18 protein-coding genes are annotated in these 23,550 nt (G+C 69.2%); 11 read left to right on the forward strand and 7 right to left on the reverse strand.

Annotated elements, in window-relative coordinates; all coding sequences use genetic code 11:
* Window positions 1–56: 56 nt before the first annotated feature.
* A complete protein-coding gene (locus tag ACF8O7_RS24155; RefSeq protein WP_392444446.1) occupies window positions 57–1,649 on the reverse strand; it encodes a hypothetical protein in 1,593 nt (530 codons plus the stop codon).
* A 233-nt stretch (window positions 1,650–1,882) separates the two neighbouring features.
* Between ACF8O7_RS24155 and rpoN the strand changes: the two genes are divergently transcribed.
* From rpoN to ACF8O7_RS24190, 7 genes are all read left to right on the forward strand, one after another.
* Entirely contained in the window at window positions 1,883–3,217 is a 1,335-nt protein-coding gene (gene rpoN, locus ACF8O7_RS24160) for an RNA polymerase factor sigma-54 (RefSeq protein WP_212645305.1), read from the forward strand.
* A 184-nt stretch (window positions 3,218–3,401) separates the two neighbouring features.
* Window positions 3,402–3,710 (forward strand): hypothetical protein, encoded by a 309-nt coding sequence (locus ACF8O7_RS24165; protein ID WP_047216897.1) that lies wholly within the window; start codon window positions 3,402–3,404, stop codon window positions 3,708–3,710.
* Between the two features lie 49 nt (window positions 3,711–3,759).
* Window positions 3,760–3,954, forward strand: a complete 195-nt coding sequence (locus ACF8O7_RS24170; RefSeq protein ID WP_016446355.1) for a hypothetical protein — start codon at window positions 3,760–3,762, stop codon at window positions 3,952–3,954.
* A gap of 333 nt (window positions 3,955–4,287) precedes the next feature.
* On the forward strand, window positions 4,288–8,127 hold the full coding sequence (locus tag ACF8O7_RS24175; protein ID WP_392444448.1) for an ATP-binding protein: 3,840 nt from the start codon (window positions 4,288–4,290) through the stop codon (window positions 8,125–8,127).
* Between the two features lie 84 nt (window positions 8,128–8,211).
* Window positions 8,212–9,489, forward strand: coding sequence for a Zn-dependent hydrolase (locus ACF8O7_RS24180; protein ID WP_047216896.1), 1,278 nt, complete (start codon window positions 8,212–8,214; stop codon window positions 9,487–9,489).
* 254 nt (window positions 9,490–9,743) lie between these two features.
* On the forward strand, window positions 9,744–10,727 hold the full coding sequence (locus tag ACF8O7_RS24185; RefSeq protein ID WP_016446358.1) for a tripartite tricarboxylate transporter substrate binding protein: 984 nt from the start codon (window positions 9,744–9,746) through the stop codon (window positions 10,725–10,727).
* 60 nt (window positions 10,728–10,787) lie between these two features.
* On the forward strand, window positions 10,788–11,342 hold the full coding sequence (locus ACF8O7_RS24190) for a bacteriohemerythrin (RefSeq protein WP_223275325.1): 555 nt from the start codon (window positions 10,788–10,790) through the stop codon (window positions 11,340–11,342).
* Window positions 11,343–11,432: 90 nt separating this feature from the next.
* Here the strand turns inward: ACF8O7_RS24190 and ACF8O7_RS24195 are convergent, their stop codons facing one another.
* The 3 genes from ACF8O7_RS24195 to pobA form a co-directional block, all read right to left on the reverse strand.
* Window positions 11,433–11,870: a universal stress protein gene (locus ACF8O7_RS24195; RefSeq protein WP_016446360.1), complete on the reverse strand. Its 438-nt coding sequence runs from the start codon at window positions 11,868–11,870 to the stop codon at window positions 11,433–11,435.
* Window positions 11,871–11,969: 99 nt separating this feature from the next.
* The gene (locus ACF8O7_RS24200) at window positions 11,970–12,752 is read right to left on the reverse strand and encodes a 2OG-Fe dioxygenase family protein (protein WP_016451485.1); all 783 of its coding nucleotides are present in this window, start codon (window positions 12,750–12,752) and stop codon (window positions 11,970–11,972) included.
* 131 nt (window positions 12,753–12,883) lie between these two features.
* Entirely contained in the window at window positions 12,884–14,059 is a 1,176-nt protein-coding gene (gene pobA, locus ACF8O7_RS24205) for a 4-hydroxybenzoate 3-monooxygenase (RefSeq protein ID WP_013801914.1), read from the reverse strand.
* 170 nt (window positions 14,060–14,229) lie between these two features.
* Here pobA and ACF8O7_RS24210 point away from each other — a divergent pair, with 170 nt between their 5' ends.
* The gene (locus ACF8O7_RS24210; protein ID WP_017404813.1) at window positions 14,230–15,012 is read left to right on the forward strand and encodes an IclR family transcriptional regulator C-terminal domain-containing protein; all 783 of its coding nucleotides are present in this window, start codon (window positions 14,230–14,232) and stop codon (window positions 15,010–15,012) included.
* A gap of 34 nt (window positions 15,013–15,046) precedes the next feature.
* On the opposite strand, the gene ACF8O7_RS24215 is transcribed toward ACF8O7_RS24210, so the two are convergent.
* Window positions 15,047–15,946: a LysR family transcriptional regulator gene (locus tag ACF8O7_RS24215; protein WP_016451484.1), complete on the reverse strand. Its 900-nt coding sequence runs from the start codon at window positions 15,944–15,946 to the stop codon at window positions 15,047–15,049.
* A gap of 203 nt (window positions 15,947–16,149) precedes the next feature.
* Here ACF8O7_RS24215 and ACF8O7_RS24220 point away from each other — a divergent pair, with 203 nt between their 5' ends.
* Complete coding sequence (locus ACF8O7_RS24220; RefSeq protein WP_046238589.1) at window positions 16,150–17,157, forward strand: tripartite tricarboxylate transporter substrate binding protein; 1,008 nt, start codon at window positions 16,150–16,152, stop codon at window positions 17,155–17,157.
* Window positions 17,158–17,231: 74 nt separating this feature from the next.
* Here ACF8O7_RS24220 and ACF8O7_RS24225 read toward each other — a convergent pair whose 3' ends face one another.
* Both ACF8O7_RS24225 and ACF8O7_RS24230 read right to left on the reverse strand, forming a co-directional pair.
* Complete coding sequence (locus tag ACF8O7_RS24225; RefSeq protein WP_392444451.1) at window positions 17,232–18,374, reverse strand: DSD1 family PLP-dependent enzyme; 1,143 nt, start codon at window positions 18,372–18,374, stop codon at window positions 17,232–17,234.
* Window positions 18,375–18,385: 11 nt separating this feature from the next.
* Window positions 18,386–18,790, reverse strand: coding sequence for a GFA family protein (locus ACF8O7_RS24230; protein ID WP_016446370.1), 405 nt, complete (start codon window positions 18,788–18,790; stop codon window positions 18,386–18,388).
* Between the two features lie 143 nt (window positions 18,791–18,933).
* Between ACF8O7_RS24230 and ACF8O7_RS24235 the strand changes: the two genes are divergently transcribed.
* Both ACF8O7_RS24235 and ACF8O7_RS24240 read left to right on the forward strand, forming a co-directional pair.
* Window positions 18,934–19,281, forward strand: coding sequence for a low molecular weight protein tyrosine phosphatase family protein (locus ACF8O7_RS24235; RefSeq protein ID WP_016446371.1), 348 nt, complete (start codon window positions 18,934–18,936; stop codon window positions 19,279–19,281).
* A 165-nt stretch (window positions 19,282–19,446) separates the two neighbouring features.
* Complete coding sequence (locus tag ACF8O7_RS24240; RefSeq protein WP_280048001.1) at window positions 19,447–23,535, forward strand: TOMM system kinase/cyclase fusion protein; 4,089 nt, start codon at window positions 19,447–19,449, stop codon at window positions 23,533–23,535.
* Window positions 23,536–23,550 lie beyond the last annotated feature (15 nt).

Consider the following 23,550-nt stretch of genomic DNA (forward strand, 5'->3'; position numbering starts at 1 on the left):
CTTGCTGACTGCGCGCCCCGGCGCGCAGTCCTGTTTCCAGGACCGCGAATGCCAGCTCAGTCCAGGCTTTGCGCAAGACAATCCTGCGCCGCCATGGGCACGCGCGGCAGCACCAGAGAGACGGCCAGGCCGCCGCTGTCTCCATCGCCGTCGCCTCCCCCGATGCCGCCCTCGGCCCACGCCACGCCACCGCCAGCCAGGCATAGCCGGCGCGCCAGGGCCAGGCCGCAGGAGGCATCTGCATCGGCGTCGCTCAACCGCACGCCGGGGCGGGATTCCTGCGGCCGCTGCGGCGCCTCGGCGCTGGCTGCGGCCACTACGCCCGCTACGCCCGCTTCGCCCGGACCCACCCCCTCCGGCCCCGGCCCGGCGCCCTGCCAGTGGGCCACGGCCTCGATGCGGATCTCCACCTGCTCGCCCTTGGCGGCCGATGCCGCAAGATGTCCGCCCACGGGATGTGCCGCCATGCGCACGCGTGCGCCATCGGGCAAGGCCTCGCGCACGGACAGGAAAATGCTGATCAGCGCCAGCTCCAGCTCGTCAGGGTCCACATATACGCCCAGGCGCGCGGCCGGCTGGCCCGGCGGGCTGGCCTCGGCGGGCTCAGCCACCTCCAGCGCCACGCGCTTTCCCAGCACCACGGCCAGCGTGCCCCGCACGCCCGGCAACCAGCGGTACAGATCCACCACCAGCGCATGCGTGCTGTGGCGCGGCCCGAAGCGCAGCAGCTGCTGTGTCAACCGACTGGCCGTGTCCACCGAACGCAGCATGGCCTGTGCAGGCAGGCGCAGGTTCGGGTCCTCCGAACGACGCTCAATCAGATAGGCGCTGTTGCTCAGAACGCCGAGCTGGTTGTTGAACTCATGGGAGAAGCGGCCTGCCAGCCGGCCGACCACCTGCAGGCGCTCATTCTGGATATGGGCCTCGCCGGCTTCGTTGTCCCGCTCCCCCGGTGCGCCGCCGGCCTGGCTGCGCCGGGCCGGCCTCATCGGGTCCGCCCTGCCACGCAGGGCCAGCCCCGCCAGGCCCAGGCCGGCCAGCGCAAACAACACGATCGCCGCCCAGATCACGCCCCTCAGGAGCGGGGAACACGCCGGATCCAGCGCGGAACAGGGAACCCAGCTCACCCAGGTCCAGCCCTGGGCCGTCCTGCTGAAGAAAACGCGCAGGGTGCCGCCCTGCGCATCGGGCACATCCAGCCAGCCGTGCGCCAGGCTGGAAGCCAGGCGCTCGCTGAAATCAGCGGGCAAGGCAGGCTGACCCATTGCCGCAGCCGTGCCGGCCGGCACCGCACGGCCCGCGCTGTCCACCAGAAAGCCGGACCATCCCGCCTCCAGCAGCGGTTGGACGGCAGCCAGCGCCTGCTCGGCATTGGCAGCGCGTGGCTCCTGCCTGTCCAGCAGGCGGGCCGCGGCCATGCTGGCGATGCGAACGGCCTGCTCCTGCGCCGCGTGCCCGGATTGATAGGCGCGCAACAGCAGCCAGGACGAGGCAGCCAGCACAAGCACCAGCAAGGCCAGAAGCAACAGGACCCGTCTCAGGCGCATGGACATGGATGGCCCGCGTGCGGCGCCGCGCGCCCCGCCTTGCGGGACTGCATTGAGGGTTCCCGGCGGCGGGACCGTGTGAAAACCGGTGGATTGGTACATGGCAAAGTTTGCAGAAAACCTTGCGCCCAAGCGGAAATTTTTACCGCAGGCGCCTTGAGCGGCCCTGCTGTTGCAAAGCCGATACCCGCAGCGACGGCCGAACCCCGGGCCCCTGTGCCTTCTGCGCAGCAAGTACGCAGCAGGTTTCGTGCCCAAAGTGTATCCAGACGATTCGCCACGCTGATCGGGGCATGAACGTTGCGTCCTTGTGGCCATCGCAACAAGGAGACGAGATGGGTTCCATGCACCTCAAGGCGGACATACGCCAGTCCCAGACGCTTTCCCCGCGCTTGCAGCACGCGGTGCGCATGCTGCAGATGTCCTCGCTGGACTTTGCCGCGATGGTGCGCAGCAAGATGGAGGACAACCCATTCCTGGAAGATGCCGAGCCCGCAGATGACCGCGACCTGTGGGTGGCCGACATGCACCTGGGCGCGCGCCAGGCCGTTGACGCGGAAGGCTCCGCCATGGACACGGCTGCCTGCGAAACCACGCTGGCCATGCACCTGCACGGCCAGCTCAACGTGACGGCCATGACGCCGCGCGACCTGTGCATGGCGCGCGCCATCGTGGAATCGCTGGACGACGACGGCTATCTGCGCACGGACCTGCAGGAGCTGGCCGGCCTGCTGGCGCTCAGCCCGGCGCCCGATGCGCAGGAAATGCTCATCGCCCTGCGACTGGTGCAATCGCTGGATCCGGCGGGCGTGGCCGCGCGCAGCGTGGGCGAATGCCTGTTGCTGCAATGCCCGCAGATGGCCGACGCCACGCTGCGCCAGCTGTCGCAGACCCTGCTGCAGCACCACATGGACGCGCTGGCCGCGCGCGACGTGCCGCGGCTGGCCAAGGCGCTGCAGGTGCCGGCGGCCCAGATCGTGCAGGCCATGAATGCCATACGGCGCCTCAACCCCAGGCCTGGCTGGAGCTTCGGCTCCACGCGCGTGGACTACATCGTTCCCGACGTGATCGTGCGCAGGGGACCGAGCGGCTGGAATGTGCAACTGAACCCCGCCGTCGTGCCGCGCGTGCGACTGAACAGCGTCTACGAGCAGCTGTTCCAGCGCCACCGCTGCACGGGCCAGGCCCAGCTGGCCGACCATCTGCAGGACGCGCGCTGGACCGTGCGCAATGTGGAGCAGCGCTTTTCCACCATCCTGGACGTGGCCCGGGCCATCGTGCGAAAGCAGGAGCTGTTCCTGGAGTTCGGCGCCATGGCCATGAAGCCGCTGGTGCTGCGCGAAATTGCCGAGGAAGTGGGTGTGCACGAATCCACCGTCTCGCGCGTGACCAACAACAAGTACATGGCCACGCCCACGGGCGTGTTCGAGCTCAAGCACTTCTTCTCGCGCCCCATGCTCAGTGCCAGCGGCAGCGCCTGCTCGGCCACGGCCATCCGCGAGCTGATCGGCGACATCATCGCGGCCGAATCCGATGCCCGGCCCCTGTCCGACGTCGATATCGCACGCCAGCTGGGCGCCCAGGGCCTGGTCGTGGCCCGCCGCACCGTCACCAAGTACCGCCAGCTGCTGCGCATAGCGCCGGCCGACCGGCGCAGGCGCCACGGCTGACACGGCACCTGCCGTCGCGGCCGCGGCCTTGCGATGGCCCTTGGCGCCGCTGCCCGTGGCGGTGTGTCCTGCCAAGCCCCACTGCCGTGCAGCGGCTTGTCGCTCCCCCAGGTCCTGCCTTGTCCGACAGTTGCAGGCCGCCGTCCGGCCTAAGGTGAAGGCTCATGGATTGAAGGAGACCGCCATGGACACCCCTCCCCGCAGAGTGCACGCCCCCCTCGAACGCCAGCGCAGCGAGAACAACCACATCCGCGATGGCCGCTGGCCGCTGCGCATCGCCGCCCTCACGGCCGCCGTCGCACTGATCCTGGTGCTGATGTTCAACTTCATGGCACCCAGGGGGCGGCTGGATGCGCCCAGCGCCACCGGAACGCCAGCGACAGAACCCACCTCCTCTGCCTCGCCGGCCGCACCTGCCGCACCTGCCGCGCCGTCCATGACGCCGCCGCAGGCCGATCCGGCCACCGCACCCGCCACCACCGCGCCACGCTGAGCCCGCTTGCGCACTTGTATCAACCTTTCCCCTCAGGACAGCAGCAGCCATGAACCACCCCCTGCCCCACGCACCCAATATTCCCCAGGTGCCGACCACGCCCAACGACCCCGTGGCACCCGACGATCCCAACCGCCAGCCCGGCCGCCCGCGCGGACCCGAGCCGATAGATCCGCCCACCACGGCGCCCCCCATAGAATTGCCGCCCGCGCCCGAGCAGGAACAGACCCGCAAGGGAGAGTGACATGCCCCGAGGAGACAAATCCACCGATACCCATGAGCGAAAACGCCAGGCCCGGCACATAGTGCACAGCCACGAATCGCGCGGCGCAGGCCATGAAGAGGCCGAAAGGCGCCTGTGGGCCACCGTGGACAAGGACAGCGGCGGCGGCAGGCAATCGGGCTGCGGCCGGGGCCGGAAAGCAGTGCATTGCGCTGCCCGCAAGGGCGACCGCAGGCGAGGCGCCGCACCTGCAGCGCAATCCGCCTCGCGATAGCTGCGCCGCCCCCGCGGCCCCGGCGCCTGGATCAACGACACAGGCCGGCCCGCGAAGTCGGCAATCCCGTGGGAGAACCCGTGAATTCAGAAGACGGTTTTGGATTCCTGCCGCAGCGCGGCGAAATGGCGGCACGCGTGCGCGCCCACGACTGGGCGGCCACGCCCCTGGGCTCGCCGCAGAGCTGGCCGCAAAGCCTGCGCAACGCCGCCAGCCTGATGCTGGGCTCGCGCTTTCCCATCATCATCTGGTGGGGCGATGACTTCCGGCTGATCTACAACGACGCCTACATTCCCTTCCTGGGTACCAGCAAGCACCCCAAGGCGCTGGGACAGGCCGGCGCGCAATGCTGGAGCGAGATCTGGGACGACATCGGCCCCATGCTGGAGGGCGTGCTGCGCACGGGCCAGGCCACCTGGTCCACCGATGCGCGCTACTTCTTCGACCGCGAGCTGCCGCAGGAAGAGGTCTTCGTCACCTTCACCTACGGCCCCATCCTGGCCGATGACGGCATCACCGTGCAGGGCGTGTTCTGTCCCTGCACCGACACCACCGAGAAAATCGTCAGCCGGCGGCGCCTGGAGACGCTGCACCGCCTGGGCATCCGCACGCTGGACATGCGCAGTGCCAAGGACGCGGGCGAAAAGGTCTGCGCCGTGCTGGATGAAAACCCCTACGACGTGCCCTTCGCCATCATCTACGAATGCCAGGCCGCCCCGGATGCAGGCAGCGCAGACACCGCTCCCCCGGCCTTCCAGCTGCTGTGCTCCACCGGCATGGACACCGACCTGGCGGCCGACCCCGCGCCCTGGCCGCTGGCCCAGGCCGTGCAATCGGGCCAGCCGGCCAACGTGGACCTGGCGCAGTTGGGCCTGACCCTGCCTGGCGGCCCCTGGCCCGAACCCTCGCGCCTGGCGCGCATCGTGCCCGTTCGCTGGTCGGGCGACGGCCAGGCCTCGGGCGTGCTGGTGCTGGGCGTCAGCCCGCGCCGCCCGCTGGATGCGGAGTACTGCGCCTTCCTCGATATGGTGGCAAGCCACACGGGCGGCGTTGTCGCGCACGCCGTGGCCTATGAGCAGGAAGCGCGGCGCGCCCGGGCCCTGGCCGAGGTGGACCGTGCCAAGACCGTGTTCTTCTCCAACGTCAGCCACGAGCTGCGCACGCCGCTGACGCTGATCCTGGGGCCGCTGGACGACGCCCTGCGCGAGCACGGCGGCCACCTGCCGCCCGATCAGGCGCAGATGGTCCACCGCAACGCGCTGCGCCTGCAAAAGCTGGTCAACGCCCTGCTGGACTTCGCGCGCATCGAGGCCGGACGCATGCAGGCCAGCTACGAGCCCACGGACCTGGCCCGCGCCACGGCCGAGCTGGCCAGCGTGTTCCGCTCGGCCATGGAGCAGGCGGGCCTGCGGCTGCGCGTGGACTGCCCGCCACTGCAAGGGCCGGTCTACGTGGACCAGGACATGTACGAAAAGATCGTGCTCAACCTGCTGTCCAACGCCTTCAAGTTCACCTTGCAGGGCGAGATCGCCGTGGCGCTGCACGACGCGGGCCCTGCGGTGGAGCTGTCCGTCAGCGACACCGGCTCGGGGATCGCACCCCAGCACCTGCCCCATCTTTTCCAGCGCTTTCACCGCATTCCGGGCAAGCCCGCCCGCACGCACGAGGGCACGGGCATCGGCCTGGCCCTGGTGCAGGAACTGGTGCGGCTGCATGGCGGCACCATCACGGTCACCAGCACGGAGGGCGAGGGCAGCCGCTTCACCGTGCGGCTGCCCAAGGGCAGCGCGCACCTGCCGGCCGAACAGGTGAACCCCATCGCGGCACCGTCAACCCCGCCGCCGCCGGGGCACGGCGCGGGCGCCCCGGCCGCACGCCAGCTCGTGGACGAGACGCGGCAGTGGGTGCCGGGCGAATCGCCCACGCACGCCCCGCACGCCCCGCACGGCGTGCCGGCTGGGGCCGAACCGCAAGGCCCCCGGCCGCGCATCGTCTGCGCCGACGACAACGCCGACATGCGCGGCTACATCGGCCAGTTGCTGCGTCCGCTGTACGAGGTGGAGGTGGCCGGCGACGGCCGGGCCGCGCTGGACTGCATCCGGCGCCAGCGGCCCGATCTCGTGATTGCCGACGTGATGATGCCCGTGCTCGACGGCTTCGAGTTGCTGCATGCGCTGCGCAGCGACGAGGCCACGCGCTCCATCCCCGTCATCATGCTGTCCGCGCGTGCAGGCCAGGAGGCCCAGGTCGAAGGCCTGCGCGCAGGCGCGGACGACTACCTGGTCAAGCCCTTTTCGGCGCGCGAGCTGCTGGCGCGCGTCGCCTCGCTGCTGCAGCTCGAGCGCGTGCGCGAGCAGGCCCATGCCGCCCTGCGCGCCAACGAGAAAAGGCTGCGCGCCATCATCGACCAGATGCCGGCGGGCGTGGGCGTGTCCGACATGGGCGGCACCATGGTGCTCAGCAATGCGCTCATGGACCGATTCGTCCCGCGCGCCATCCCGTCCACCCTTGCCGACCGCGTGCAGCGCTGGCGCGGCTGGGACGACAAGGGCCGGCCCATACCGCCCGAGAACTGGCCCGGCAGGCGCGCGCTGCGCGGCGAGGTGGTCATGCCGGGGCTGGAGATGCTGCACACCGACGACGAGGGCCGCGAATGGTGGATGCGCGTCAGCGCCGCTCCGCTGCGCGATGACGGCGGGCAGCTCGTGGGCACCTGCTCCGTCATCCAGGACATCACCGAACTCAAGCGCGCCGAGCAGCACCTCAGGGAGGCCGACCGGCGCAAGGACGAGTTCCTGGCAACCCTGGCCCACGAGCTGCGCAATCCGCTGGCACCCATCAGCCACGGCCTGCAAATCCTCAAGCGCACCGTCCATGGCGACGACAGCGCGCGCCGCAGCCAGGAGATGCTGGAGCGCCAGGTCAACCACATGGTGCGCATGGTGGACGACCTGCTGGAGGTCTCGCGCATCACCACGGGCAAGGTCCAGCTGCGCAAGGAGGTGGTGGACCTGAACAACGTGCTGCAAGGCGTGGCGGCGGCCAGCCATGCGGTCATGGAATCCGGCGGCCACCAGCTTCGGCTGGAGCTGCCCGCCGAGACCCTGCTGCTGCCGGCCGACCCCGTGCGGCTGGCGCAAATGGTCACCAACCTTCTCAACAATGCCGCCAAGTACACCGATCCCGGCGGCCACGTCGTGCTGGCGGCCTGGGCAGAGGGTGCGCAGGCCGTGATCTCCGTGCGTGACGACGGCATAGGCATCCCCGCCGCGCTGCTGGACAGGATCTTCGACATGTTCATGCAGGTGGACCGCGGCGGCCGCCGGGGCCAGGGGGGCCTGGGCATCGGCCTGACCCTGGTGCGCAGCCTGGTGGAGATGCACGGCGGCAGCGTGCAGGCGCTCAGCGAAGGTCCGGGCCAGGGCAGCGAATTGCGGCTGCGCCTGCCCTTGCCGGCCCATGCACCTGCCGATGCATCCGCCCATGCACCCGCCGATGTGCCCTCCCTGCCCGGACCGGCCGCAGGCGCGCAGTCCGGGGACGCGCCAGCCTTCGGCCGCATCCTGGTGGTCGATGACAACGCGGACGCGGCCGACACCCTGTCCATGCTGCTAGGGCTGCTGGGAGCCGAGGTCGAGATCGCCCGCGACGGCCCCGGCGCGCTGGCCATGCACGACGCCTTCAGGCCCGACGTCGTGCTGCTGGACATCGGCCTGCCCGGCATGGACGGCCTGGAAGTTGCGCGCCGCATCCGCGCCCGTCAGGGCCGCGACCAGGTCCTGCTGATCGCCCTCACGGGCTGGGGGCAGGAGGATGACCTGAGACGATCGCGCGAGGCCGGCATGGACCACCACCTGGTCAAGCCCGTGAGCTTCGACACGCTGGAGCGGTTGCTCAGGAGCCTGCGCACGTCTGCATGAGCACCGCCTTTGCGCGCGACAATCCCCGCTTCGCCCAGCCTGCCTGCGCGGCTCGCGCGCCTGCCGCAGAACTCACCGAGACCCATGACCGCCCTGCCCCCCATCAATGCCGAGCGCCTTTGGCGCCGTGTCCAGACCCTGTCCACCTTCACCCTGCCCGACCGGCCCTGGACCCGCCGCGCCTTCTCGCCCGAGTTCGACCAGGCCCGCGCCTGGCTGCGCGCCGAGTTCGCGGCCGCGGGCATGCAGGTGCATCTGGATGAAGGCGGCAATCTGGTCGGCCGCCTGCCGGCTGCCCAGGCCGCTGCGGGCGGCGCAGAACGCGCCCCCATCTCCACCGGCTCGCACTGCGACACCGTGATGATGGGCGGGCGCTTCGACGGCATCATCGGCGTGCTGGCCGGCATCGAGGTGGCGCACTGCCTGCATGAAAACGGCATCGCCCTGCAGCACCCGTTCGAGGTGATCGACTTCCTGTCCGAGGAGCCCAGCGACTACGGCATCTCCTGCATAGGCAGCCGCGCGCTGTCGGGCAAGCTGGACGCCACCATGCTGGCCGCCCGCAACCCGCAAGGCGAAACCCTGGCCGAAGGCATGCGGCGCATCGGCGCGCGGCCCGAGGCGCTGGACCGCCCGCTGCGCAGCGCCGGCGGCACGGCCGCCTTTGTGGAACTGCACATAGAGCAGGGCCCGGTGCTGGAGCAGCACGGCCTGCCCATTGGCGTGGTGACGAACATCGTGGGCATACGCCGCGTGGGCTTCACCGTGCACGGCCAGGCCGACCACGCAGGCACCACGCCCATGGACATCCGGCAGGACGCGCTGGTGGGCGCGGCGCGCATCATCGATGCGGCCAACCGCAAGGCCGCTGCGCTCAATGGCCGGCCCCACTATGTGGTGGCCACCGTGGGCCGGCTCTCGCTCACGCCCAATGCCTCCAATGCCGTGCCCGGCCTGGTCGAGATGATGATGGAAGTGCGCAGCGACCACGCCGGCGTGCTGGAGAGCTTCCCCGAGGAACTGCTGGCCGAAGTCCTGCCCGGCCTGGCCGCCCTGCGCGTGCGTGCCGAGATGGCCGACGTGAGCCGCTCCCAGCCCACGGACTGCGCAGCACCCGTCATGCAGGGCGTGGAGCAGGCCTGCGACAACCTGGGCTACGCCCACATGCGCATGCCCAGCGGCGCCGGCCATGACGCCGTCTACATGGCGCCCACCGGCCCCATGGGCATGATCTTCATCCCCTGCCTCCACGGCCGCAGCCACGCGCCCGAGGAATGGATAGAGCCGTCCCAGCTGCTGGACGGCACCCGGGTGCTGTACGAGACGGTGCGCGTGCTGGACAGGCAGTTGGCGCAGGGCTGAGCGCCTGGCCTGCGGCCAGGCACCAAGGCGGCATAAAATAGCCCGCTTCCCTCTGGAGCAGGCACAAGCTGCTCCTTGGTGGAAGCCCCTGTGGCACAGATTGCGGAAATCCGCCCAAATAGCGGGTTTCCCAATGCAAGATGGCGGAACCACCCTCCCCGATCATCGACAACCCACCGCATGGGCGGCCCGGCGCTGCCGGTCCGCTGCGAGAAGGTTGCACCGCCCCATCAGACCCTGGAGTTTCTTCTTTCATGTTCCGCCAACTGATCACCTGCACCGCCGTGGCCGCCGCCATGGGCCTGAGCTTTTCCGCAGCCGCCCAAGGCACGGCGGCCGACTATCCGAACAAGCCCGTGCGCATGATCGTGCCCTTCCCGCCCGGCGGCGGCACCGACATCCTCGCGCGCGTGGTGTCCAACAAGCTCACCGAAGTCAGCAAGTGGACCGTGGTGCCCGACAACCGCGCGGGCGCAGGCGGCACCATCGGCATCACCGAGGCCGCCAAGGCAGCGCCCACGGGCTACGACATGGTCATGGGCCAGAAGGACAACGTGGTCCTGGGCCCCTACCTCTACAAGAACCTGCCCTGGAACCCGGTCAAGGACCTGGTGCCCGTGGCCCACGTGGCCTACACGCCCATCGTGATCGCCACCAGCGTGAACTCGCCCTACAAGACCCTGGCCGACATCGTGGCCGCTGCCAAGCAGCACCCGGGCAAGGTGACCTACGGCTCGCCGGGCAATGGCACCAGCATCCACCTCTCGGGCGTGCTGCTGGAGAAAGCGGCGGGCATCCAGCTGGTGCACGTGCCCTACAAGGGCTCCAATCCGGCCCTGATGGATGCGCTGGCCGGCAACGTGGATCTGCTGGTGTCCTCCGTGCCCTCGGCCATCGGCCAGATCAAGGCCGGCAAGCTGCGCGCCATCGCCGTGACCTCGGCCAAGCGCTCGTCCTCGCTGCCCGACACGCCCACGCTGGCCGAATCGGGCCTCAAGGGCTTTGACGTGAGCACCTGGTACGGCCTGTTCATGCCCAAGGGCACGCCCACAGCCATCGTGACCAAGGTCAACGCCGAAGTGAACAAGCTGCTGGCCATGCCCGAAGTGCGCGACGCCATCCAGACCCAGGGCGCCGAGCCCCAGTCCATGACCGTGGCCGACTTCGACAAGATGTTCCAGGCCGACTTCAAGCAGTCCAAGCAGATCGTCGAGTCCTCGGGCGCCAAGATCGAGTGACGCCGCGTCTCCTTGATGCAGATCAGACTGATCTGCATCAAGGGGCGATGTGACAGTCCCGTGAATACTTCTCCGGAAATCATCGAATTCCTGGAGAACGCCATGGCATTGCTGGTCTGGGTCCCCGAGCTGGACACCGGAATTGCAGAGATCGACAGGCAGCACCGCCGCATCGTCGACTACATCAACAAGCTCTACGAGCTGCGTTCGTCGCCCGACCGCGAGGCCCTGGGCGATGTCATCGGCGAGATGATCGACTACACCGTCTCGCACTTCGTGTTCGAGGAAAGCCTGATCGAGAGCGCCGGCTACATGTTCGCCGGCCCGCACAAGAAGGTGCACGAGCTGTTCACCCGCCGCGTGATCGAGATGCAGACCCGCTTCGATGCCGGCGAGGACGTGGCCGCCGAGCTGCACGGCATGCTCTCGCGCTGGCTGTTCAACCACATCCGCAACGAAGACACCGGCTACGTGGACTCGGCCAAGGCCTATCTGCGCATGGCGCGCGAGTCCAGTCCTGCCGCCGAGAAGGAAAGGCTCAAGAACGAAGTGCTGCAGGAACTGGAACTGCAGCGCAAGAAAAAGGGCTGGCTGGCACGGCTGCTCAATCGCTGATCGCCCTCTCCCCCTGCAGCGCACCAATAAAAACGGCTCCCGAGGGAGCCGTTGACGTTTCACCCGGCGAAGGGCCGAGCGGTCCGGTGATTACTCGCGCACCACCAGCACCGGCACGCGCACGGCGCCCAGCACGCGCTGGGTCACGCTGCCCAGCATCAGCTTTTCCAGGCCACGGCGGCCTTGCGAGCCCATGATGATCAGGTCGGCGCCCGTGCTCTCGAGCACGCGCACGATGCCTTCGTGCACCGCATGGCCTTCGCCCACCACGGTGGTGGCGGTGATGCCGGCCTCGTCGGTGATCTTCTTGACGGCGTCCAGCGTGGTGTTGGCCTCGGCCGTGGCCGCGCTCAGGTACTGCGACTGGCCGTAGGCGAAGTCGGCGCCCACGCCCGTGAACGGATAGGGGTCCACCACGTAGACCGCCGTCAGCGTGCTGCCAAAGACCTTGGCCAGCTCCACGCCCTTGTGGACCGCCAGCATCGAGCTGTTGGAGCCGTCCACGGGAACCAGGATGTGCTTGAACATGCGTTTTCTCCTTTGTGCTTGGCCGCCGTCAACAATCGGGGGCGGCCGGGTCGATGAACCAAAGTGTGCGCCCATCATGCGCCAGCGTCTTGAGCTGCATCAATCCTTGCGGCGACGCGTCAGCTCCGAGCCCTGGAAACCCTGGCGGCGATAGGTCAGCACCAGGGTATCGCGCACACCGCCCGGCTGCTCGGGCTGTATGGGCGTGGTCTCGTGGATCATGCGGGCATCGTCCAGCAGCATCACCGACCAGGGCTCGGTCAGCGTGAAGCGCTGGCCGCTGGGGCCCGTGGCCTCGAAGATGCGCGTCTCGCCGCCCTTCACGCCCTCGCGCCCGACCAGGATCACGGCCACCAGGTCCACGCCGTCGCGGTGCGCGCCTTCGGGGGTGGGCCGGCCAATGCCGTCCGTGGTGTCGATGCGGAACTGGTGGGACTCGATGAACCAGCGCTCGTGCTGCACATCATCGCCCTGGGCGCAGAACACCTGGTCGGACAGGCCGGCCAGCGCCAGCAGCAGGCGGCTCCAGGTGGCGCTTTGCGCCGTGGCATCGCGCATGGGCTCGAACATGCGCAGCATGCCGCCATGCAGCGCGTTGTACTCCACCGGCTGCCAGTGCGCGCGGTGCTCCACCTGCTGCAGCCCGTCCTGCCCGGCGATGAAGCAGGAATGGCGGCGACGCCGGTAGCGGCCCCCGTCCTTGAGAAAGGCATCGGGCGGCAGCTGGGCCCAGTCGGCATCGAGCGCATGCAGCTCGGTCAAGGACACGCCCGCCCAGGCCGCGAATTCATCGGGGCGCAGCACCGCATAGCCTGCGTCGCGCAGCGACTGCGCTGCATTCTGGGGAGCGATATAGGGAGGGGGAAACGTGATGTGCGCCATAACCTGCCAAGCTTACTCCTCGCCCGTGCCCGTCCGGGCGAGGCGGCCTGCAAATTTGCGCAATGCTGTGGCGACAGGCGCGCATCAATGCGGGCGCAGCCTCGGCGGCGCCCGGGGCCTCACGCCGGCCCTCACACCAGCGGCAACCCCACATAGTTCTCCGCCAGCGAGGTCGAGCCTGCCCGGGAGTTGACGATGTAGTCCAGCTCCGCCTCCTGCACCTTGGTGTCGAAGCCGCCCGCGTCGGGGAAGCGGTGCATGAGCGAGGTCATCCACCACGAAAAGCGCTCGGCCTTCCAGACGCGGCGCAGGCATTGCTCGGAGTAGCCGTCGATGCCTTCGGGCGCCTTGTCGCGGTAGTACTGAGCGAAGGCGCTGGACAGGTAGCCCACGTCCGAGGCGGCCAGGTTCAGGCCCTTGGCGCCCGTGGGCGGCACGATGTGGGCCGCGTCGCCGGCCAGGAACAGGCGGCCGAAGCGCATGGGCTCGGTCACGAAGCTGCGCAGCGGGGCAATGCTCTTTTCCAGCGAAGGGCCGGTCACCAGGCGCTCGCGGGCCTCGGGGTCCAGGCGCAGGCGCAGTTCGTTCCAGAAGGCTTCGTCGCTCCAGTCCTCCACTTTCTCGGTCAGCGGCACCTGCAGGTAGTAGCGGCTGCGCGTGGCGCTGCGCTGGCTGCACAGTGCGAAGCCGCGCTCGGTCTGGGCGTAGATCAGTTCGTGCGAGACGGGCGGCGTGTCCGACAGCAGGCCCAGCCAGCCGAAGGGGTAGACCTTCTCGAAGGTGCGCACCTTGTCCTGGGGCACGCTGGCGCGGCAGATGCCGTGAAAGCCGTCGCAGCCGGCGATGAAGTCGCATTGCAGCTCATGGACCTGGCCGTCCTTTTCGTAGCGCACGACGGGGCTGTCGCCATCGAAGCCCACGGGCTGCACGTTGCTGGCCTCGTAGACGGTGGTCAGGCCCTCGGCGGCGCGCACTTCCATCAGGTCGCGCGTGACCTCGGTCTGGCCGTAGACCATGACGCGCTTGCCGCCGGTCAGGCCGTGCAGGTCGATGCGGTGGCGCTGGCCGCCGAACAGCAGCTCGATGCCGTCGTGCGGCAGGCCTTCGGCGCGCATGCGGGCATCGGCGCCGGCCTGCTCCAGCAGGTCCACGGTGACCTGTTCCAGCACGCCGGCACGGATGCGGCCCAGCACGTAGTCGGCGCTGCGCTGCTCGATGATGACGTTGTCTATGCCTGCGCGGTACAGCAGCTGGCCGAGAAGCAGGCCGGCAGGGCCTGCGCCGATGATGGCGACTTGGGTACGCATTGATCTGTCTCCGTTGCGTTGTTCGATGTCATGGCCGGTTCATGCCATGGCCTGCGCCCAAGATTAGTTTTGAGGCAGCGCAAAGACGAGGGGCTGCAGCACGCGTTGCGCGGTGATCGCGCAAACTGCGCGACAATCGCGCACTACCTGCATGCCCGCCCTCCCCGCCCATGAACCAGCCCTTTCCCATCGACCCGGATGACTTCATCGCCGGCCTGGCCAAGGGCCTGGCCGTGCTGGAGAGCTTCGACACCGAGCGCCAGCGCCTGAACGCCACCATGGCGGCCGAGCGCTCTGGCATCACGCGCACGGCCGCGCGCCGCCATCTGCTGACCTTGACGCACCTGGGTTACCTGGAGACGGACGGCAGCCATTTCTGGCTGGCGCCCAAGGTGCTGCGGCTGTCGGGCAGCTACCTGGCCTCGGCGCGGCTGCCGCGCATCGTCCAGCCCGTGCTCTACCGGCTGGCGGCGCAGACCCAGCTGTCGTTTTCCTGCGTGGTGCGCGATGGCCACGAGGTGGTCATCGTGGCGCGCAGCGCCCTGCACGAGCGCGGCCAGCGCCTCATGGCCCACGGCCTGCACCTGGGCAGCCGCCTGCCCGCCCACGCCACCTCCACCGGCCGCGTGCTGCTGGCCGCCCTGCCTGCGGCCGAGCTCAGGCAATGGCTGGCCTCGCACGATCTGCGGCGCCTGACCGCCCACACGGTCACCGACAGCGCAGCGCTCGAAGGCGTGCTGGACGAAGTGCGCCGACAGGACTTCTGCCTGGCCCTGGAAGAGCATGAGCTGGCCGTGCAGGCCCTGGCCGTGCCGCTGCGCAACATGGAGGGGCGCACGGTGGCCGCGCTCAACATCGTGACCTCGCCCCAGCGCATGGCGCCGGCCGACATGGTGGCCGAGCTGCTGCCGCTGCTGCAGGAGGCGGCGCGGGAGCTGCGGCCGTTGCTCTGAGGCCTGGCTGAACTGCCGCCGTCGCTGCAACCGCTCAGAGCGGCGCGCACACCTGCTGGCTCAGTTCGCGCAGGGCCAGAGAAGTCTTGCGGATCAGCGGCGTGGCCTTTTTCTTGGCCGACTGCGCCAGGCACAGCGTGCTCACCACATGGGGCGACTCGATGGGAATGCCCACCAGCTCGGCATCGGTCAGGTGGCTGCGCATGGCGCTGTCGGTCAACGCGGCGTAGCCGTAGCCGCCGCGCACCAGGTCCAGGATGGCCGGCACGCTGGACACTTCCCAGACCACGTTGAGCTTGACCTGGGACAGCGTGGCCTGGGCCTCCATCAGCTTGCGGAAGATCTGGCCGTGCTGCGGCATGATCAACGGAAACTGCGACAGCTCGTCAAAGCGCACGCTGCTGCGCCCGCCCAGCGTGCGCGCCGGGCCGATCAGGCACAGGCGCTCTTCCAGCACGGGCGTGACCTCGATGTGCGGATGCGGCTCGGGCGTATAGACCAGGCCCAGGTCCATGCGGCCCGAGGTCAGCCATTCGGCGATGTTCATGGAAAAGCCCTCGACCACGGCCAGCCGGGCCTTGGGCATGTCCTTGCTGAACAGATCGATCAGTGGCAGCGTCAGGCGCCGCGCCAGGCTGGGCGGCAGGCCCACCACGATGCGGCCCACGGGCTCGTCGCGCTGGCTGCCCAGATCCTCCTTGGCCAGCGCCACGCGCTGCATGATGGCGTGGCCGTGCTCCAGCAGGCGGCGGCCCGCGTCGGTCAGGGTCACGCCGCGGCCGGTGCGGATCAGCAGGGTTTCGCGCAGCTCGGTCTCCAGCGCCCGCACCTGGCGGCTCAGTGCGGGCTGGGCCGTCTCCAGCAGCACGGCCGCCTTGCTGAAGCTGCCGGTCTCGGCCACATGCACGAACGTCTCTATCTGCTGCAAATTCATGTTCTCTCGCCTCCTCACTTATGCCATTTTGCTATAGCTGCTAGCGCCAGCCACGGCTAGGTGCTTTGCAACGAACTGACACAATGCGGCGACTGGATGATCCAGCCGCTCCCGCAAGAGAGCGTAAAAACAAGAGCAGCCTGTGCCTTGCCGGCATAGGACCAAGCCACCCAGCAAGCCCAACAGCGACTCGGAGACAAACCATGAAAGACAGCGCCTTCCGCATCAATCGCCGCCAGGCGGGCCTCGCCCTTGGCGCCCTGGCCATGGGCGCCCTGGCACCCGCGCGTGCCCAGTCGGGTGCCGCCGCCAACTGGCCCACCAAGCAGGTGCGCATCATCAACCCCTTCCCCGTGGGCGGCGGGCCGGACGGCACCTCGCGCCTGGTGGCCGACAAGCTGGCGCGCCTGTGGAACCAGCCCGTCATCGTGGAAAACCGCCCGGGGGGCAACGGCTTCATCGCCATCGAGGCCTTCAAGCGCGGCGCCACCGACGGCACGGACATCATCCAGCTGGACAACGTCCACCTGGCCGCCTATCCCCACCTGTTCAAGAAGCTGCCCTACAGCATCGACAAGGACTTCGAAGTCGTCCTGCCGCTGTTTCGCACCTTCTTCTTCGTCTGCGTGCCGGTCAACAGCCCCTACAAGACCGTGGCCGACCTGATTGCCGACGCCAAGGCGCGCCCCGGCAAGCTCAACTACGGCTCGTGGTCCGTGGGCAACCCGGTGCACCTGGGCTCGGCCCTGCTGGAGTCGCTGACGGGCACCAAGATGGAACACGTCATCTACAAGGAAACCAGCCAGCTGTACACCAGCGTGGCCACGGGCGAGCTGGCCTTTGCGCTGGGCTCCTCGGGCACGGCCGGCCCGCTGATGCGCTCGGGCAAGCTGCGCTTTCTGGCCGTGCTGGCGCCCCACCGCCTCAAGGGCTATGAAGACGTGCCCACCGTGGCCGAGTCCGGCGGCCCGGCCGATGCCGTGGTCACCGGCTGGAATGCCTTTGCCGTCTCCAAGTCCACGCCGCCGGCCGTGGTCGAGAAGATCCGCCAGGACACCATGAAAGTCCTGCGCGAGCCCGACATCCAGCCCAAGTTCCAGACCTTCGGCTACGAGAACTACTTTCCCACGCCCGAAGAGTTCAAGGCCTTCATCGTCGAAGAGAACAAGCGCTTCGGCGACGTGATCCGCCGCGCCAAGATCGAGCTGTAAGCCACAGGCCACAGCAGGCGCAGACGCAAAAAAGCCGCCGCGCCGCAAGGCCGGCGGCTTCTTTCATGCCGTCTTCAGCGCGACAGCCCGCGCGCCGCAATCGGCCACAGCGCGTGCACTGTGCCGCCCTGCAGCACCACCAGCTCGTCGTGCAGGTTGAATGTCGGGTCCACGTGCGAGGGCAGCAGCTGCAGCACGCTGCCCAGGGCGGGCGCCTGGGCGCCAGGCTCCACGCATACCACGCTGTGCTCGTCATTGATGGCCACGCAGCGCAGGCCCGGCGTGCCGTAGACGGCAGGCGGGCCGCATTCGGCCGAGGTGGATTTCAGGCCCGCATCGAGGATGACGCGGTCCGGCGCGGGCGTGCTCATCACCGTGGACAGCAGGAACAGGCTGCGGCGAAAGGCCAGCGCCCCGCCCCATTCGTTGGCGCCGTAGTCACCATCCATGAAGGCATAGGAGCCCGGCTGCAGCTCGGTGTAGACGCCGCTGGCCGCATCGAACTCCACGCTGCCCGTGCCGCCGCCCGTGATGGTGTGGCACGCCAGGCCGTTGTCGCGCAGCAGCTGCGCGCAGGCCGCCGCCCGGCTCGCAGCCTCCTGGCAGGCCTGCGCACGCTCTTCGCGGCTGCGCCGGTGCTGCGCCGCTCCGTGGTAGGCCTGCAGGCCCGCGAAATTCACGCCCGGCAGGTTGTGCGCCTGCCGCGCCAGGGCCAGCACGGCCTCGGGGCCCGTGACGCCGCAGCGGCCCTGACCCACGTCCACCTCGACCAGCACGTCGATCTCCACGCCCGCCTGCGACATGGCCTCGGACAGCTGCACCAGGTTGGCCGCGTTGTCCACGCACACGGCCATGCGCGCACTGCGCGCCAGCCGGGCCAGCAGCGCGTGCTTGGCCGGCCCCACGACCTCGTTGCTGATCAGGATGTCGCGCACGCCGGCCGCCACAAAGGGCAGCGCTTCGCTCACCTTCTGGCAGCAGATGCCACGTGCGCCCAGCGCCAGCTGGCGCAGCGCGATCTGGGGGCACTTGTGCGCCTTGGCATGCGGGCGCAGCGCCACGCCATGGCGGTCGGCCCAGCCCTGCATGGTGCGCAGGTTGGCATCGAAGGCCGTCAGGTCCAGCGCCAGGCTGGGTGTGTCGATGCGATCGAGCGGATCGCCGGGCCGTGCGGCAGGCTCCATTGCCAGGCCGCTGGCGTCATCGTGCAGGGGCATGGGGCTGTGCCTCATTCCTGCGGGGGCGCGTACTGGGCGATGACCTCGGCCTCGGTCATGGTCGGCGTCTGGTTGGCGAAGTCGTAGTAGCCGGGCTTTCTGTCGATGTAGATCTGCGTGGCCAGCTCGAAGTCCTGCGACTCGAAGGCGCCGGCCGGCACGAAGTACTCGCCCGTGGCGTGCAGCCGGTAGTACAGGTGCGTGCCGCATTGCCTGCAGAAGGCGCGCTCGGCCCATTCGGAGGAGGCATAGGTGCCGATGTGCTCGCCGCCCTCGAACTTCACATCGGGCCCGCAATGCACCGCCAGCATGGGGCCGCCGCCCCAGCGCCGGCAGTATCCACAGTGGCAGGCCCCGATTTCCCGGGCCTGGGGAGAGACAAAGCTGACAGCGCCGCAAAGACAGTGACCGTTCATGGTGCATGGACCTTTCCGTGGGTTGCGAGTACCTGGGATTATTCACAGGTGTCGCGCATCATAGGCGATGGCGGGCCGCCTGCAAATCGCCGCGCCCTACACTGCGCGCCAGTCCTCTCAACCATCCATCCCCCTTGTCAGCCATGCCCCGCAATGACAACCGCCTCAAGGTCCTCTTCGTCTGCAGCCGCAACCAGTGGCGCAGTCCCACAGCAGAGCAGGTCTGGCGCAGGCACCCTGCCTTGCAGGTGCGTTCGGGCGGCACCAGTGCGGGCGCCCGCCACCGCGTGTCGGCCGACGATGTGGCCTGGGCCGACGTGATTCTCGTGATGGAGGAAAGGCACCAGTCCCGCCTCAAGGCCGATTACGGCCGGCTGCTGGCGCAAAAGCGCCTGCATGTGCTCGATATTCCTGACGAGTACCGCTACATGGACCCGGAACTGGTGGACATGCTGCAGACCGCCGTCAGCGCACTGCTGCAACTGGACTGAGCGCCGGACGCCGCGGCGACGGCAACCATGGGCAAGCACGTAGGCAAAAACAGTCAATTGCATTCGGACGTACGCTATAGTAACGAACGGTATCAAAAGCACGGTCTGCCGTATGACAAATGGACGACTGGATACCCTCCAGGAGGATACCCAACCGAGGCTGAAATGCACGATGCCATCACCAACCCCACGCAAGCTGCGGTGACCCCGGTGGCGCCAGCCCCCCTGGAAATACCCGATTACGAACTGCTGGAAACCTTGGGATCGGGTGGCTACGGCACCGTCTACCGTGCGCGACACCGGCGCACGGGTGCATCGGTGGCCATCAAGGTCGTCAGGCTGCAGGAAGGCGGCCGCCAGGTGGAGCGCTTCCACCGCGAGACCATGCTGTGCGCGTCCCTGCACCATCCGCACATCGTCCAGTTGCTGGACAAGGGCGAGCAAGGCGACTGCGTCTACGGCGTCTTCGAATATGTGCCCGGCGAGACCCTCAAGAGCCTGATCCGCCGCCAGGGCGTGCTGACTGCCGCCGAGGCCGGCCGCCTCATGGCCGAGGTGCTCGATGCGCTGGACTGCGCGCATGCCGCCGGCATCGTGCACCGCGACCTCAAGCCCGACAACGTGATGGTCACCTCCACGGGCGCCGTGCGGCACGCCATGGTGCTGGACTTCGGCATCGGCACCGTCATTCCGCAGTTTGCCGGCCCGCAGGTCTCGCAGCTCACCATGGGCGACGAGTGCCTGGGCACGCCGGCCTACAGCGCCCCCGAGCAGCTGCGCGGCGAGCCGCCCAGCGCCCGCACCGACCTGTATGCCTGGGGGCTGATGTTCCTCGAATGCCTGACGGGCACGCCCGCCGTGCAGGGCGCCTCGGTGGCCGAGATCGTGCACCGCCAGCTCAGCCCGCAGGAAGTGCAGCTGCCGCCGGCCATCTCCACCCACCCCATCGCCACCTTGCTGCGCAAGGCGCTCAAGAAGCGGCCCGCGGAGCGCAGCGACTCGGCGGCGGCCCTGCTCAGGGACCTCATGCGCGTGCGGCTGGACGATCTGGTGGGCCAGTTGCCCGCCGCCGCCCAGGTGCAGCAGGCGGACCTGACACGCACCGTGGCCACCACACGCGTGTTCTCCGAAGTGCGCCAGCTCACCGTGCTGTGCTGCAGCGTCTCCCTGTGGCCGGGCAGCGACATCCACGGCATGGACAGCGCGGCACGCACCGCAGGCCAGCCCTCGCAGGGGCTGAACATCGAGGACATCGAACTGCTGCAGCGCGAGGAACTCACGCTGTTCTCCGACGTTGCCACCCGGCGCGGCGGCATGCTGGCGGGCACGCTGGGCGACCGCATGCTGGTGCTCTTCGGCTACCCGCACACCAGCGACACCGATGCCCGCCAGGCCGGCATGACGGCGCAGGAGCTGCTGACGCTCAGCCGCAGCCGCGCGGCCGCCATCGAGCAGGTCCACGGACTGCACCTGGGAATCCGCATGGGCCTGCACACCGGCATGGCCGTGGTGGTCGGCGGCGAAGCGCCCTCGGGCCATGCCGTCAACGTGGCCATGCGGCTGGAGGCCATCGCCGATGCGGGCACCCTGCTGGCCAGCGAAAGCAGCCATCGCCTGCTGTCGCGCCATGCGCGCTTCGAGAAAGCCGGCAGCCTGCGCCTGCCCGGCCAGCCCACGGGCATGCAGACCTATCGCCTGGAGCTGGAGCAGCCAGCCGAGCTACTGCAGGGACCTGTGTCCGATGCAGCCTTGCAGTGCATAGGCCGCGAACCCGAACTGCAGCGCCTGAACGACGCATGGGCGCGGGCCCGCGAAGCCGGGGGCAATGCGCTGTGGATTCGCGGCGAGCCGGGCATCGGCAAATCCTGCCTGGCCGACATGCTGCTCGTCCACGCCAGGACACAGGGCGCGAACACCGTGGTGCTGCAATGCCAGCCCGAGCACCGCAACACCGCGCTGACCCCTTTCCTGGGCCTGATACGGCAGCGGCTGGAGGCGGCAGATCCCCCGCAGGACCACCGCGAACAGATGCGCGAAGCCCTGCGCGCCGCAGGCTGCGATGCCGAGGCCGCCCTGCCCATTCTGTGCGCCTGGCTCTCGCTGCCCCTGGGCGACTGCGAGCCCAGCCGCATCTCGGCCGTCATGCAAAGGGCGCTGCTGCTGCAGTCCACCGCGCAATGGCTGCTGCACATGTCCGAAGCCGAGCCCCTGCTGCTGGTCGTCGAGGACGTGCACTGGGCCGACCCCACCAGCATCGAACTGCTGGAGCAACTGGTCGCGCGCCTGCCCGGGCGGCGCGTGCTGCTGGTGCTCACGGCACGTCCGCAGTGGCAACCGCCCGAGGGCCTGCAGGCCGACTGCGTGGACGTGCGGCGCCTGGAAGACGCCCAGGCCACCGAACTGGCCCGCCAGACGCTGGCACCGCGCCGGCTCAGCCCTGCCGTGATCCGCCACGTGGTGGAACGCACGGACGGCGTGCCGCTGTTCATCCAGGAAATGGCGCGCATGCTGCTGGATGCCCACCTGGTGGAGGAAGACGGCGTCTGGGACTTTCGCCATGCCGAGCTGCCGGCCGCCATTCCGCTCACGCTGCGCGACTCGCTGGTCAGCCGCTTTGACCGCATCGGCCCGCTCAAGCCCCTGCTGCAGCTGGCAGCCACCATGGGCCGGCACTTCGACTTCGACCTGCTGTGCGCCTGCCTGGAACGCCCGCAGGGCGAAGTCGGGCAGGAACTGGCCGCCCTGGGCCAGGCCGGCCTGGTGATTGCCGACGAACGCGCGGGCCCGGGCGCCTACATGTTCCGCCACGCGCTGATCAGGGACACGGCCTACGAATGCATGCTGGTATCGCAGCGCCGGCTGCTGCACCGCGACGTGGCCCTGGCCCTGATGCAGCACCAGCCGCAGCGCGTTGCGGCGGAACCCGCAGGCGTGGCCCAGCACTGGGCGGACGCCGGCGACCACGCCCAGGCCGTGGCCCTGGCCGTGCGGCAGTTGCGCATCACCCAGCTGCGCTCGCTCAACGATGAAACCATTGCCTACGCGCGCCACATCGACGACTGGCTGCAACAGCTCCAGGGCGTGGCCCAGCGCGAGGCGCGGCTGGACGTCAACAGCTACGTGACCCAGGCGCTGATGAACAAGCACGGCTGGGCCCATGCCCAGGTGGTGGAACGCATCGCGCTGTCGCAGGAGCTGCTGGCCGGCCCCGGCGCCAACGCCGTGGCCGACTACAAGCAGGTGCAGCACCTGTGGATGCTGATCACCTACCACCACGTGGCCAGCAACCGCGAGGAAGTGCGCCAGCTCAGCCACCGGCTGCTGGAGCAGGCCGTGCGCCAGCAGGACACGGGCGTGCTGGTGGCCGCCCAGACCTACCTGGGACTGGCCCACTACTCCGACGGCCGATTCGAGCAGGCCGAAGAAGCGCTGACCGACGCCATCACCCGCTACGACCCCGTGGCCCATGCCCACCATGCGGCCGAGTTCGGCTTCGACACCCGTGTCTGGGCCACCTGCGGGCGCGCCCTGGTGCGCTGGTTCGCAGGCTTCGGGCAGGCCGCGCTGGCCGATGCGGCCGACGCCGTGCGCCTGGCGCACGAGGTCTCGCACATTCCCTCGCTGAGCATGGCCCTGCTCTACCAGGGCCTGGTCCACCAGGCGCGCGGCGACCGGGCCAGCGCGCTGGCCACCACGGGCGAGCTGCTGGACATCACGGCCCGCTACGGCCTGCCAGCGTTCTCGGGCTATGCGGACATCATCCGCTGCTGGGCCCTGGGCGAGGGCACGGCAAGCGAAGACAGCGAAGGCATAGCGCGCGCCAGCGCAACGGCGCAGGTGCTCTGGGACATGGGCTGCCGCTACTGCCAGACCTACTACCGCTCCTTCGTCGCCGAAATGCTGGCGGCCAGCGGGCGCTGGACCGAGGCCCTGGACAAGATCGACGAATGCCTGCGCCTGGCCGACGTGCTGGACGAACGGCTGCACAGCAGCGAGCTGCACCTGAAGAAGGCCCGCTTCCTGCTGGCCATGGGCGCCGACCACGCGGCCGTGCAGGACAGCCTGGCCCAGGCGGCCGGGACTGCGCGCACTGCCGGCAAGTACCGCACCGAAACCGAGGCACTGGCCCTGTCGCAGGCCCTGGCACCCGCCGGGCCGGACGTGGCCGCGCGCCTGAGTGAGCTGGCCGCGCTGCGGCCTGAACTGTCCGTGCACCTGTCCGGGCCCCTGCCCGGCCAGGCGCATTTTTCTTGAACCGAGGATGAAGTC

Origin of the sequence: Delftia sp. WSY_16, from assembly GCF_043104415.1 — a bacterium.
GTDB lineage: Bacteria > Pseudomonadota > Gammaproteobacteria > Burkholderiales > Burkholderiaceae_C > Comamonas > Comamonas tsuruhatensis.